At 70.9% G+C, this 13,392-nt stretch carries 9 protein-coding genes; 6 read left to right on the forward strand and 3 right to left on the reverse strand.

The window, feature by feature from the left end:
• The first annotated feature begins 623 nt into the window (after nt 1-623).
• From ACIRJT_RS38605 to ACIRJT_RS38620, 4 genes are all read left to right on the forward strand, one after another.
• Nucleotides 624-1,376 (forward strand): response regulator transcription factor, encoded by a 753-nt coding sequence (locus tag ACIRJT_RS38605; protein ID WP_403919283.1) that lies wholly within the window; start codon nt 624-626, stop codon nt 1,374-1,376.
• A gap of 81 nt (nt 1,377-1,457) precedes the next feature.
• On the forward strand, nt 1,458-2,609 hold the full coding sequence (gene wecB / locus ACIRJT_RS38610; RefSeq protein WP_403919263.1) for a non-hydrolyzing UDP-N-acetylglucosamine 2-epimerase: 1,152 nt from the start codon (nt 1,458-1,460) through the stop codon (nt 2,607-2,609).
• Nucleotides 2,610-2,745: 136 nt separating this feature from the next.
• Nucleotides 2,746-4,086: a glycosyltransferase gene (locus tag ACIRJT_RS38615; protein WP_403919266.1), complete on the forward strand. Its 1,341-nt coding sequence runs from the start codon at nt 2,746-2,748 to the stop codon at nt 4,084-4,086.
• Nucleotides 4,087-4,185: 99 nt separating this feature from the next.
• Nucleotides 4,186-4,380, forward strand: a complete 195-nt coding sequence (locus ACIRJT_RS38620; protein WP_403919268.1) for a hypothetical protein — start codon at nt 4,186-4,188, stop codon at nt 4,378-4,380.
• A 143-nt stretch (nt 4,381-4,523) separates the two neighbouring features.
• Here the strand turns inward: ACIRJT_RS38620 and ACIRJT_RS38625 are convergent, their stop codons facing one another.
• From ACIRJT_RS38625 to ACIRJT_RS38635, 3 genes are all read right to left on the reverse strand, one after another.
• Nucleotides 4,524-4,793, reverse strand: coding sequence for a hypothetical protein (locus ACIRJT_RS38625; RefSeq protein ID WP_403919270.1), 270 nt, complete (start codon nt 4,791-4,793; stop codon nt 4,524-4,526).
• Nucleotides 4,794-5,123: 330 nt separating this feature from the next.
• Entirely contained in the window at nt 5,124-6,719 is a 1,596-nt protein-coding gene (locus ACIRJT_RS38630) for a long-chain fatty acid--CoA ligase (RefSeq protein WP_403919272.1), read from the reverse strand.
• A gap of 6 nt (nt 6,720-6,725) precedes the next feature.
• The gene (locus ACIRJT_RS38635) at nt 6,726-8,270 is read right to left on the reverse strand and encodes an AMP-binding protein (RefSeq protein WP_403919275.1); all 1,545 of its coding nucleotides are present in this window, start codon (nt 8,268-8,270) and stop codon (nt 6,726-6,728) included.
• 209 nt (nt 8,271-8,479) lie between these two features.
• Here ACIRJT_RS38635 and hemA point away from each other — a divergent pair, with 209 nt between their 5' ends.
• Complete coding sequence (gene hemA, locus ACIRJT_RS38640; RefSeq protein ID WP_403919277.1) at nt 8,480-9,724, forward strand: 5-aminolevulinate synthase; 1,245 nt, start codon at nt 8,480-8,482, stop codon at nt 9,722-9,724.
• Nucleotides 9,725-9,973: 249 nt separating this feature from the next.
• Nucleotides 9,974-13,392: acyltransferase domain-containing protein (locus ACIRJT_RS38645; RefSeq protein ID WP_403919280.1), on the forward strand; the 3,419-nt coding region annotated here is incomplete at its 3' end.

Genomic DNA, 13,392 nt, shown 5'->3' on the forward strand with positions numbered 1-13,392 from the left:
CAACACCTGTTAGCCACCTGGACGGGAACCTGCCCGACCTGCAGACAGCCCACCCCATGGCAGCACTACGACACCACCTAACAAAGCCCTACTAGCTCTGCCCAGCTGGCGCAGGGCTCGGTAGGGCCGTAGACGGAACTATGAGCGACGACACGGTGACCTGGCATCCTGGTGAGATCGTTCCCGCCTAGCGGGATCTATGAGTGCGACTGCGGCGGGGAACATTACTGGAACACGGATGTGAAGGGGCACCGTTTCCCGCCGTTTCCGTCCGGTGGTTCGGGCCGGTTCCGGACGCTGCGGAGGGCGGCGCATCCCGAGAACAACCTGGGCAGACGCTGGAAACTGGTACTGCTGGGGTACTGGGAAGGCCCGGCCTTGTCGCCTGGCCGGACCAGAGACCGCGTCCACGGGCAGCTTCGCACCGAGGCGCGGGGGACCTTGCGCCTTCACCCGATCGGCCGTGCCCATCTACCTGTCCCACGGGACCTCCCCGATCCTTGGAGCATGGAACGGAAGGCACCGGAACTCCTCCGTCGTTCCGGGGCGGAAGGCCGGCCGCCGGTCGCGTGGCCCGACTTCTCCAGGACCGGTCCATGCTTTCGCCGGGGTGGCGGTGCGCGATGCCCATGCTGCTGATCGTGGAGGACGACACCGCGTCGGTGCTGGCGCTGCGGGCGCTGCTCGTGCGGGGCGGGTACACGGTGCAGTCGGCGGCCGACGGCCGTGAGGGGCTGCGGCTGCTGTTCGCGGAGCGGCCCGACCTGCTGCTCCTGGATCTGCGGGTGCCCGGACTGGACGGCTGGCGGGTCATGGTGCGCGCCCGGGACATGAGCGACCTGCCGATCCTGGTGCTTTCCGGGCTCGACGACGTCGGGCACCGGGTGAAGGCGTTGCGTGCGGGCGCCGACGACTACCTGGTCAAGCCGTACGACGGGGAGGAGTTGCTGGCGAGGGTCGAGGCTCTGCTGCGCCGGGCCGGGCACCGGCAGTGGACCGGTGAGCGTGTGGGGGAGCACTTGCGGCTCGTGCCGGAGCGGCGGGCCGTGGTGTGGTACGGCGGTGAGGTGCGGCTCAGTGATATCGAGTACCGGCTGCTGCAGCTCCTCGTCCGCAACCGGGGCCGGGTCGTCACGACGAAGCAGTTGCTCATGCGTGTGTGGGACGACGAGTCGGCGCTGGGCGCCGACCGGGTCAAGTTCGGGGTGCTGAGGTTGCGCCGGAAGCTGCGTGATGCGGGCGGTCCGGAGGCGCGAGACCCCGTCGAGGCGGTGCGGGGCCTGGGATACCGGTTCGTGAGCGGCGAGTCGGACGAGCCGCCGGAGGCCGATAGTCCCCTCCCGCCAGGGGCGGAGGACCCGGGCCCAAAGTCCTGAAGTGGTTCGAATCGGACGAAGCAACCGTCGGGCAACCGATGGGCAACGGTTGCGACAACCGTGAACCGTAAAGCTCGGGTCATGACTTTCCCAGCAGACCGTAGCGTCGCCGTCGTCCTCGGTACCCGCCCCGAACTGGTCAAGCTCGCTGAACTCATCCGGCTGCTCGGCCCCGCCGCCCGGGTGGTCCACACCGGCCAGCACTACGACGACGGCCTTTCCGGCGACCTCCTGGAGGAGCTGCGTCTGCCCGGGCCCGAGTATCTGACCGGCGTGGGCGGGCAGCCCAGGGCCGTGCAGGTCGCGGCCGCCCTCGCTGAGCTCGACGAGCGGTTCGCGGCCGATCCGCCGTGTGTCGTCGTCGTCCAGGGTGACACCAACGCGGCCCTCTCCGGCGCCCTCGTCGCGAACGCACGGTCGATTCCGCTGATCCATGTCGAGGCGGGGCTGCGCAGCCACGACCGGGCGATGCCCGAGGAGCACAACCGGGTGCTCATCGACCGGCTGGCGGACGTGCTGTGCGCGGCCACCCCGCAGAACCGTGCCCTGCTGCTCGCCGAAGGGCTGGAGGAGGAGCGCATCGCCGTGACCGGCAACACGGTCGTGGAGGCGGTCCGCACCCACCTGCCGGCGCGGCAGGAACGGACGGACCTTCTCGACGGTCTCGGCCTGACGCCGGACGGCTACGTCCTGGCGACGGTCCACCGGCCGGAGAACACCGACGACCCGGCCGTGCTCGCACGCGTTCTGCGCGAGCTGGCCCGGATCACCCGCACCCACCCGGTCGTGCTGCCCCTGCACCCGCGCACCCGGGCCCGGATCGAGTCCGCCGGACTGCGGCCGCTCCTCGACGAGCTGACGGTGATCGCCCCGACCGGTTACAGCACGTTCCTCGCGCTGGCCCGGCACGCCGCCGTCATCGTCTCCGACTCCGGCGGGATCCAGGAGGAGACGACCGTCCTCGGCCGCCCGCTGGTGGTGGTCCGACGGTCCACCGAACGCCCCGAGGCACTGATCGACTTCGCCGACCTCGTCGAACCCGGACCCGGCACCGGTACGGCGGTGCGCCACCGCCTCGCCGAGGGCCCCGAAGGGCTGCGCCGGCTGGCGGCCCTGCCCAGCCCGTTCGGTGACGGCACCGCCTCGCGCCGTATCGCGGATCTGATCACCGGAATGATGCCGGACAGCACCCCGCGTACGGCCGCACCCGCCCCCGAGATGGCCGACGCCTGACCAGCGGCGGGCCGCCCACGGCCCTGCCCCGTGCCCGCCCCGCTCAGGAGCAGCCGACGGTCCCGCTTCCACACGCTTGCTTGTGCGACGCCGAGCGGAAGCCGGCCGCACGCTACCGATCCCGTGGAAGGTTCACATGATCCCGGAGTTCTTTCTCTACCTGTTCCCTTTCCTGCTCCTCGGCGGCTTCCTGCTCTACTGGGCCGGCTCCCGGCACGCCTACGCCCGTAGTGGTCCCACCGAGCCGGGCGATCCCGCCGCGCACGACTGGCACTTCTTCGTTCCGTGCCGGGACGAGGAAGCCGTGATCGCGACCACGGTCACCCGCCTGCGGACCGATTTCCCGGCCTCCCACGTCTGGGTCATCGACGACGCCAGTGACGACCGCACCGGTGAGATCGTGGCGGCCCTCGCCGCCGAGGACAGCTATGTCCGGCTCGTCTCCCGCCGCCGCCCCGACGCCCGGATCGGGAAGGGGGCCGCGCTCAACGCCGCGTATGAGGCGATGAACACCCATCTGGGTGAGGTGAACCGCTTCCGGGTCGTCGTCTGCGTGGTCGACGCCGACGGTCGGCTGTCACCCGACGCGGCGGCGTACGTCAGCGGCCCGGACGGTTTCGGGGACTCGGAGACGGGGGGCGTGCAGATCGGCGTACGTATGCGGAACGTGGACGACGCACGGCCGCTACCCGACCGCGGCCGGCTCGCCAACGCCTACGCGCGCCTGCTGGTCCGGATGCAGGACGCGGAGTTCGCCGTCTCCAACACCGGAATGCAGTTGCTGCGCCGCCGCACCGGATCGGTCGGCCTGGGCGGCAACGGCCAGTTCACCCGCCTTACCGCTCTCGACCGGATCGCCGCCGCTGAACGCCGGCCCTGGAAGCAGGACGCCCTCCTGGAGGACTACGAGCTCGGTATGCAGATGCGCCTGGCGGGCTACCGCGTCACCCATGTCGCCGACACCTGGGTGTCGCAGGAGGCCCTGCCGTACACCCGGCGGTTCCTGACCCAGCGCACCCGGTGGGCCCAGGGCAACATCCAGTGCGTGCGGTACACGGGCCGGATCATCGGCTCGCGCCACTACCGCGCCCGCGGTGTCCTCGAATCGCTCTACACGTTCTTCCAGCCGATCGCCCACCTCACGGTCCTCGCCCTGACCGCGTTCCTGTTGTTCGTTCTCGCCACCGGCGTCGGGGGCGCCGTGCTGTTCGCCGCCTGGCCGCTCGCGCTGGCGCTGGGGATCCTGTCGGTCGTGCCCTTCCTGCTGTGGGGCCCGGTCTACCGGCGGGAGTTCGCCCCCGAACGCTCCCGTGCCACCGGACTGGTGTGGGGCATCACCCTGTGGCTGTACGCCTACCACCTGTTCATCGTCTCGGCCCGCGGCTCCGTACGCCTCCTGCGCGGCAGGACCGGCTGGGCCAAGACCCGACGCAACGCCGAGACGCTCGGAACCGGCCCCACCGCAACCGAAGCCTGACCCGGCACCGGACCCACGCCCGACCCATGAGACCCGCACGGAGGACGGTCATGACACAGCCCTGTATGCACAATCCTGCGGTGCGCCGACGGCGCCTGCGTGTGCGCCCTGCTCGCCGTCGCTCTGGTCGATGTGATCATCGGACCGGAGGTGACTCTCCTCGGTCTCTTCGCGGTGGCACCAGTCGTCGCGGCCTCCTGGACCGCGGCACGCGCCGTGGTCGGCACCGGGTTTCTTGCCGCCGTTGTGGCTGCCGCTCTAGCCCACCCCGCCCACCTGCACGGCTCGCCCTAGGGTCTGGGGGCCAAGGCTGGGGACCAGTGTGCCGTGCACGTAGTTGCCTCGCGCTGTCAGTGTTGTCGGAGAGCATGCCAACGACGGAGCGGCGTCCTCAGCTGGTTCAACGGGATTTGGTGTCCGACAGGGGTAGCAGTGGCTCAGCAGTTGGGGGCCGCTCGCGGATGACGGGGCAGGGACTTGTCCAGGAGACTGTCGATGGCGTAATTGTCGAGCAGATGAGGGAGTTCGCGGGCGAGGTTCGGGTGGCTCTCGGCCCGGTCCGGGGCATGCGCCACGAACTCATGGCCGTTGACGACGGCCCAGCGGTTGATGTCCGCGACCCGCAGCCGCGAGTCGTCCTGGGGATCACGGGAGATGACGGCGAGGGCTGCTACCAGTGGCGAAGTCAGGCGCCGGAAGTTTCGCAATCAGATCAGCTGCAACCCGCGGGACAGGTCGGACGTGCTGGTACCGCGCACTGCATTCGCACAGGCCCTCGACGCCTTGATGGCCTCGCTCTCTTCCCTCGCCGGTCTCGGCACGGCCGTCGCTGACGGCCTGGACGCTCGCAGGTGCGCTCCGCTGACTGGCAGCCGACCGGGAGTCTCGTTCCCCTGCAACCGTTAGGGGCTGGCCATGCCGACGGCCCGGGTGTGTCCGGCTGCCGGGGAAGCGTGCTGCGCCCCGGGATGACGGTGGCCCCGTACGAGCTGTCGCGCGCCGATGCCCGGCCCGGCGGGGAGTTCGACCGCTCGGGCTCAGTGAGGGCTCGGCGGGCCGTCCGGCGGCTCGTCCGGATCCGCAGCTCTCAGCCGGGCGACCAGCTCCCGTTTGAGTACCTTGCCGCTGGGGCCGAGAGGGAAGCCGTCCACGAACTCGACCCGGCGCGGGTACTTGTACGGGGCCATCCGCTCTCTGCTCCAGGCAACGATCTCGGCGCCGAGGGCCGGGCCAGGCGCCGTGCCGGGGCGGGTCCTCACCACCGCGCACACCTCCTCGCCGAGTACGGGGTGGGGGAGCCCGACGACGGCTGCCTGGGCGACCGCCGGGTGACGGGCCAGGACGTCCTCCACCTCGCGCGGGTAGACGTTGTACCCGCCGCGCAGCACCACGTCCTTCTTGCGGTCGACGACGGACAGGTAACCCTCGTAGTCCTTGACGCCGAGGTCACCCGAGCGGAACCAGCCGTCAACGATGGCCGCGGCGGTCGCCTCCGGCCGGTTCAGGTAGCCGGCCATCACGTTGTGCCCCCGGATGACGATCTCCCCCGTCTCGCCGGTGGGCACCAGCTCGATCCTGCCCTCCACATCCGCTCTGGCGATCTCGACCTCGACGCCCCAGATCGGCCGGCCCACCGTGCCCGGTCTGAGCGGCCACGCCTTCTGGTTGTACGCCACCACCGGAGACGTCTCGGTCAACCCGTACCCTTCGAGGACCGGGCAGCCGAACGCCTCTCGGAATGCGTCCAGGACCGCTACCGGCAGCGCGGAGCCGCCGGAGTACGCGCGGTCGAGCGCGGGCCTGCGCGGGTCGGCGCGGGCAGCGTCGAGGAGTGCCGTGTACATCGTCGGGACTCCCATGAACACGGTGCAGCTCTCCCGCACCATGAGATCCAGTGCACCCGGCCCGTCGAACCGGGGCATCAGCACCAGGGTCGCCCCCGCCCGGAAACAGGTGTTCATGCCGCAGATCTGGCCGAAGGCGTGGAACAGCGGCAGACAGCCGAGCATGACGTCGTCCGCTGTGAAGTCGAACGGCGACAGCATGGTCGTGTCGACGTTCATCACCACGTTGAGATGGGTGAGCAGGGCGCCCTTGGGCCGGCCGGTGGTGCCGGAGGTGTACAGGATCACCGCGATGTCCCCGGGTTCGCGCGGCACCTGACGGTCGATCGGCGAGGTCCGCGCCGCGAGCGCGTCCAGCCGCGGCGCGCGGGCACCCTTTCCTCCCTCGTCCGCTTCCCCTTCCATGACGGTGAGCACGGGCGTGCCGACCGCCTCCGCCGCCCTGCCGCCCTCGGTCAGGAGCGGGGCGGCGCAGATCAGCGCCGCCGCCCCGGAGTCCTTCAGGACGTACGCGATCTCGTCCGCCCGGAGCAGGGCGTGGACCGGGACCGCGATCGCGCCGAGCGCGAGTACACCGAAGTAGGCCGGCGGGAAGTGCGGTGTACTGGGCAGCAGCAGTGCCACCTTGTCGTCGGGGCCGATGCCCCGCGCGCGCAGCGCCGCCGCGTACCTCCGCGCCTCGTCCCACAGCTCGCGATAGGTGATCTTCCGGGTGCCGGACACGACCGCCGGGTGCTCCGGTCGCCGTAGCGCGGACTCGGCGAGTATGGATGCCACGGAGAGGGCCATGGGGTTTCAGCCGCTCGCTTCCACGGCCAGCCGCGCCTTGTCCGGCTTGCCGACGCCGGTGAGGGGCAGAGTGGAGCGGACGTGGATCTGCGCGGGAACGTGCTTGGGCGAGATGGCGGCCCGGATGTGTTCCGCCAGCCCGTCGGGGCCGGCCGTGCCGGTCTCGCGCAGCACCACGGCGGCGTGCAGGTGCTCGATCCGGTCCCGGTCCCGGACGCAGAAGACGGCGGCCTGCACGACATCGGGATGGGTCAGGAAGGCGTTCTCCACCGTCACCGGATGGATCTTGATGCCGTTGGTCTTGATCACCTCGCCGATCCGGCCGCGCAGATGAAGGTAGCCGTCACCGTCGACGAATCCGAGGTCGCCGGTGTGCACCCAGCCGTCCCGTACGGTCCGGGCCGTGAGTTCGGGCTCAGCCACGTACTCGCTCATGGTGAACGCCGACTGTACGCAGACCTCGCCGATCTCGCCGAGCGGCAGGTCGCGGTGGTCGTCCGGATCGGTGATCCGGACCCAGCCGGGCATCGGCCGGCCGACCGTGACCCGCAGCCGGGGGTCGAGGTGCTCGGTGGGCGAGAGCATGCTGACGAAGCCCGCCTCGCTGGTCGCGTACACCTGGATCAGTACGTCGCCGAAGACCTTGACCGCCTCGGCCAGCCGCTCGGGGGATGCGGGGGAGCCCACGTACGTGACCATCTGGAGACTGGACAGATCGGTCGAGTCCACCTCCTGATGGTCCATGAGCAGGTACAACTGTGGAGGGGAGAGCAGCATCCGGGTGATCTTGTGCCGCTCTATGGAGCGCAGCACATCACCTGGGTCGAAGCCGTCCCGCAGGACCACCGAGCCACCGGACGCGAGTGAGTCGTCGGCCGTGGCGCCGCTGGAGTGGCTCAGCGGGAGGCAGGCCAGGTAAACCGACCGCCAGCCCATCTTGAGTCCGGCGGAGATGAAACCCTTGCGGGTCCGGAAGTCGAAGGCGATGCCCTTCGGTTCACCCGTCGTCCCGCTCGTGTAGGTCACCACCGCGGTCCGGTCGGGTCCGACCTCGATGCCGACCGGATCCAGCGAGTCCGGGGCCCCGGCCGTCAGGTCCAGGACATCGGGGCCGAGATCGCCGAGGGCGACGAGGGCCAGCGGAGCGCCCAGTCGCTCGCGCAACTCACGGCCGGTCGCGACGTTCTCCGCGTCGACGGCCAGGTACGTCGCACCGGTCTCCCGGAGGATCTTGAGCTTGGCGCCGACGGCCAGGTGGTCCGCCGGGTCGACTGCGTTGGTGGTGTGCAGATGGACCACCGTGGCCCCGACCAGATTCGCGGCGTACCGCAGGGCCAGGGTGGGGGCGGTGTTGGTGACGGTCAGGATGGCGACCACGGCCCCGCCACCGCTTCCGCCCGCGTGACGGTGCAGCGCCTGCGCGGCCGACCGGACCAATAAGGTCAGCTCCGCCGCGGTCAGCGTCCTGTCCCGCCAGGACAGGACCACCTTCTCCGGTTCCGCGGAGATTACCTGAAGGATCTGGCTGACATACGTTTCGTTCGACGGCATAGAAACTCCAGTGGTGCCGTGTCGAGGAATTTCCGCAGAGCCTACAACACGCAAAGCAGGTGCGCCAGGAGTGTGAATTGAAGAACTGGATGCCCGGGAGGTTGTGAATTGTCGCAGGCCGCGTCATCGAAGTGATATTCCTCTCTGAGACAATCCCCTCTACCGGTCCGGGCCCCGCATCGGCATAGCCTTCGGAGAAAAGGGTCGTCATGAACCATTACCTGGAGCTCTTCTCGCAGCATATGAAGGAAAGGGAATACCCGGAGGCGAAACGGGAGTTTCTCGAGGTCGGCCGCCTCGCCGGGAAGTTTCCGGCCGCCCGGAGTGTGCGAGACGGGATCACCTCCGAGATCAGCGTGTGGTGCAGTAACGACTACCTGGGAATGGGCCAGCACCCGCTGGTCCTGGCGGCGACCCGCGAAGCCCTCGACGAGTACGGTGCGGGCTCGGGCGGCTCGCGGAACATCGGCGGGACCAACCACTACCACGTGCTGCTGGAGAAGGAACTGGCAGACCTGCACGGTAAGGCTGACGCCCTTCTCTTCACCTCCGGGTACACCGCCAATGATGGAGCCCTCACGGTCCTCGCCGGCCGGCTGGGGAACTGCGTCGTCTTCTCCGACGAGATGAATCACGCCTCGATCATCGACGGACTCCGCCACAGTGGCGCCGAGAAGCGAATTTTCCGCCACAATGACACGGAGCATCTGGAAGAACTGATATCCGCCACCGATCCAGATCGGCCGAAGATGATCGTCATGGAATCGGTCTACTCGATGGGGGGTGACGTCGCCCCGCTCGCCGAGATCGCCCGGATCGCCCGCAAGTACGGCGCGATGACCTTCCTCGACGAGGTCCACGCGGTCGGAATGTACGGGCCGGAGGGAGCTGGTATGGCCGCGAGCCTGGGTATCGCGGACGAGTTCACCGTCATCATGGGAACACTCGCCAAGGGATTCGGTACCACCGGCGGATACATCGCGGCTCCGGCCGAGCTGGTCGACGCGGTGCGCGGTCTGTCCCGCTCCTTCATCTTCACCACCGCCCTGCCGCCGGCGGTCGTGGCGGGCGCGCTCGCCGCGGTCCGGCACCTGCGCACCTCGGGGGTGGAACGCGACCGGCTCCGCGAGAACGCGCGACTGACGCACCGGCTGCTCACGGAACACGGCATCCCCTTCGTCTCCGACGGGTCCCACATCGTCTCGATCTCCGTCGGGGACGACGCACTTGCCCAGCGGATCTCCGCCCTGCTGCTGGAACGCCATGGCATCTACGTACAGGCGATCAACGCACCGAGCGTGCGCGCGGGCCAGGAGATCCTCAGGAGCGCGCCCGGCGCCGTCCACGAGCCCGCGGAGGTCGAGGAGTTCGTCGCGGCACTGGACGGGATCTGGCGGGAGCTGGGAGTGACGCGAGCCCCGTTCCCGCACCGGTCCGCCGGAACGGACGGCTGACCCGCCCACGGAGTGCGCACGGCTGTTCCGCCGCGCCGCGGCCCGCCCGTTCCCCGCATCCGCACCGTGTCGCGGCCTGCGCTATCGGGCCGCTATGCGACTTGGGCAAGATCGACCTCGCAGGTCCGGCCGCGGTACACGCCGGGCACCACGAAGCCGTCCCGGCCGGCGGGCGACCCGTGGGAGCGGGCGCCCGCCACGCTCCGGTGACCGATGGTTCTGCTTGCCGTGAAGGAGTCCGAAGACACGATGGCGCACCCCGACGGTACGGAAGCACCGCTGCTGTGGACACTGGCCGGCAGCGGCAAGGAGTCGTTGGCGGCCGGCGCGCGCGGCCTGCACGCGTACCTGGCCGGTCGTGACGACTGGAGCCCCCAGGACATCGCGCTCACCCTCGCGCGCACCGCTTCCGAGGGGAGCCGACGGGCGGCGCTGGTGGCGGACGGCCGTGACGGATTCCTGCGGCGGCTGGCCGCGCTCGCCGAGGGCAGGAGCATGCCCGGCCTGGTGGAGGGCACCGCCGGGACCGCCCGCCGGGTCGCCTTCGTGTTTCCCGGGCAGGGCGCGCAGTGGCCCCGGATGACGGTGGACCTGCTGGACACGTCCACGGTGTTCCGCGACCGGATGGACGCGTGCGCGCAGGCCCTGGAACCGTTCGTCGACTGGTCGCCGATCGACGTGCTCCGCGACCCGGACGCACCGGGCGCACCCGCTGCGGACCGGGCCGACGTGGTGCAGCCCCTGCTGTTCGCCGTGACGGTGTCGCTCGCCGCGCTGTGGCGCTCCCACGGCGTGGAACCGGCCGCCGTGCTCGGGCACAGCGTCGGAGAGGTCACCGCTGCCGCGGTCTCCGGCGCGCTGTCCCTGGACGACTCCGCCCGGGTGGTGGCCCTGTGGAGCCAGGCCCAGGCGACCCTGGCCGGGCAGGGCGACATGGTCTCCGTTTTGTCCCCGGCCGACGAGGTCGAGCCGCGGCTGCGCCGCTGGGACGGCCGCCTCGTCGTCGCCGCGCACAACGGCCCGCGGTCCGTCATCGTCTCCGGTGACCGCGACGCCGCGGCCGAACTCCTTGCCGACCTGGCCTCGGACGCGGTGCACGCACGGCGGATCGCGGTCGGCCTGGCCGCCCATTCCCCCCACATCGACGCGATCATTCCCCGGATGCGCGCCGACCTCGCACCGATCCGGCCCCGCACACCGCATCTGCCCTACTACTCCGGACTGACCGGCGGACGACTGGACGTCCCGGTACTTGACGCCGACTACTGGTGCCGCAACCTGCGAAACACGGTCAGGTTCCACCACGCGACCGGGGCCTTGCTGCGGGACGGGCACGGCGTCCTGCTGGAGGTCAGCCCGCACACCGTGCTGACCTCAGCCCTCACGGACTGCGCGGAGGAACACGGCGCGCAGGCCGCCGTCCTCGGGACGCTGCGCCGGGACCAGGGCGGTCCGGGCCGCTTTCTGACCTCGCTCGGTGACCTGTACGTGCGCGGTGTCACCCCGGACCGGAAAACGCTGTCCGCCGGTCGGGACGCCTCGGTACGGGAACTGCCGGCGGCTGCCCTGGCCGCGCTCGTGGAGTCCGGCCCCGCGGACACGGACGGGCCGGAAGGCGAAGGCGGCGCGGGCGGCGACCGCGACGCGGGCGCCGCGTTCCGCGCGGAGCTGGCCGGCATGGACGAACCGGAGCGGCGCGCAGCGCTGGCCCGGCTGGTGGGCGAGGAGATCGCCGCACTGACCGGGCGGTTGGATCCGATCACCGGCGACCTGGCCTTCCTCGACCTGGGATTCGACTCCGTCACAGCGGTGGAGCTGCGCAACCGGCTGAGCGCGGCGACGGCGCTGCGCATCCCGGCGACGATCGTCTTCGACTGTCCGACCCCGGCGGCCCTGACCGCGTACCTCTGCGCCGAGATCAGCGGGTCCCGGTCCGACCGGTCCGACTGGGACACGGAAGCGGACGCGCCGGTGCGGCGGGCCGCGGACGACGACCCCGTGGTGATCGTCGGCATGGGCTGCCGTTACCCCGGCGGTGTCGGCAGCCCCGACGAACTCTGGGAGTTGCTGTCTGCTGGTGCCGACGCCGTCTCCGCGCTGCCCGGCGACCGCGGCTGGGACACCACGGGACGGTACGACCCCGCACCGGGGACGCCGGGCCGGTACTACCAGCGCGAGGCGGGCTCGCTCGTCGGCGCGGCCGACTTCGACGCGGAGTTCTTCGGCATCTCGCCGCGCGAGGCCCTGGCGATGGACCCGCAGCAGCGGCTGCTGCTGGAGACGACCTGGGAAGTACTGGAGCGGGCCGGGATCGCCCCGGCCACACTGCGCCGGACCCGGACGGGCGTCTACGTCGGGGCGATGACCATGGACTACGGGCCCTCTCTCGAGCAGGGTGCCGACGAGGGCGGCCACCTGCTGACCGGCAACACCGGCAGCGTCGCGTCGGGCCGACTGGCCTACACCCTGGGTCTGGAGGGCGCGGCGGTCACTGTGGACACGGCGTGCTCGTCCTCGCTGGTGGCCCTGCACCTCGCGGTACGGGCGCTGCGGTCGGGCGAGTGCTCGCTGGCGCTGGCCGGCGGCGCGACCGTGATGCCCACGATCGGCATGCTCGTGGAGTTCAGCCGACAGGGGGGTCTGGCCCCGGACGGCCGCTGCAAGGCATTCGCGGCAGCCGCCGACGGCTTCGGCCTGGCCGAGGGCGTGGGGATGCTGCTGGTGGAGCGGTTGTCGGACGCGCGGCGCCGTGGGCATCCGGTGCTGGCGGTGGTGCGTGGTTCGGCGGTGAATCAGGATGGTGCGAGCAATGGTCTGACGGCGCCGAGCGGTCCGTCGCAGCAGCGGGTGATTCGTGCGGCGTTGGCGGATGCGGGGCTGGTGGCGTCGGACGTGGATGTGGTGGAGGCGCATGGTACGGGGACGCGGTTGGGTGACCCGATCGAGGCGCAGGCTCTGCTGGCGACGTATGGTCAGGGCCGTCCGGTGGACCGGCCGGTGTGGATCGGCTCGCTGAAGTCCAACATCGGCCACGCCCAGGCCGCGGCGGGGGTGGGCGGTGTCATCAAGTCGGTGCTCGGCCTGCGGCACGGCGTGATGCCCAAGACGCTGCACGTGGACGGCCCCACGCCCGAGGTGGACTGGTCGGCGGGGGCCGGCCGACTGCTGACGGAGGCCCGTGCGTGGGACGACACGGGACGCCCGCGCAGGGCCGGGGTGTCCTCCTTCGGTATCAGCGGCACCAACGCCCACGTCATCCTGGAGTCTGCCCCTGGCGGGGCTCCGGCCGGGGCGGGAGAGGGAGGCCGGCGTCCGGGGGCGGTTGCGTGGCCGTTGTCGGCGCGCAGCGCGGACGCCCTGCGGGCACAGGCGGCGGCGCTGTCGGCCCGGGTGGTGGCGGAGCCCGGACTTGATGTGGTGGACGTGGGGCATTCGCTGGCGATGGGGCGCGCGGCTTTCGAACACCGTGCGGTGGTGGTGGGTGGGGACCGGAGCGAGTTGCTCGGTGGGGTGAAGGCGCTGGCTGAGGGCCGGTCGGTGCCGGGGCTGGTGCGGGGCGGCGGTGTGTCGTCGGGTCGTGTGGTGTTGGTGTTTCCGGGTCAGGGTTCGCAGTGGGTGGGGATGGCTGCGGAGTTGCTGGGTGGGTCGGGTGTGTTCGCGGGGCGGAT

The sequence above is a fragment of the Streptomyces sp. NPDC102283 genome, assembly GCF_044766265.1.
GTDB lineage: Bacteria > Actinomycetota > Actinomycetes > Streptomycetales > Streptomycetaceae > Streptomyces.

Bases quoted from the DNA above. Each gene is read 5' to 3' on its own strand.
- ACIRJT_RS38605 (WP_403919283.1), top strand. From the start codon at position 624: ATGCCCATGCTGCTGATCGTGGAGGACGACACCGCGTCGGTGCTGGCG.
- wecB (WP_403919263.1), top strand. From the start codon at position 1,458: ATGACTTTCCCAGCAGACCGTAGCGTCGCCGTCGTCCTCGGTACCCGC.
- ACIRJT_RS38615 (WP_403919266.1), top strand. From the start codon at position 2,746: ATGATCCCGGAGTTCTTTCTCTACCTGTTCCCTTTCCTGCTCCTCGGC.
- ACIRJT_RS38630 (WP_403919272.1), bottom strand. From the start codon at position 6,719: ATGGCCCTCTCCGTGGCATCCATACTCGCCGAGTCCGCGCTACGGCGA.
- ACIRJT_RS38635 (WP_403919275.1), bottom strand. From the start codon at position 8,270: ATGCCGTCGAACGAAACGTATGTCAGCCAGATCCTTCAGGTAATCTCC.
- hemA (WP_403919277.1), top strand. From the start codon at position 8,480: ATGAACCATTACCTGGAGCTCTTCTCGCAGCATATGAAGGAAAGGGAA.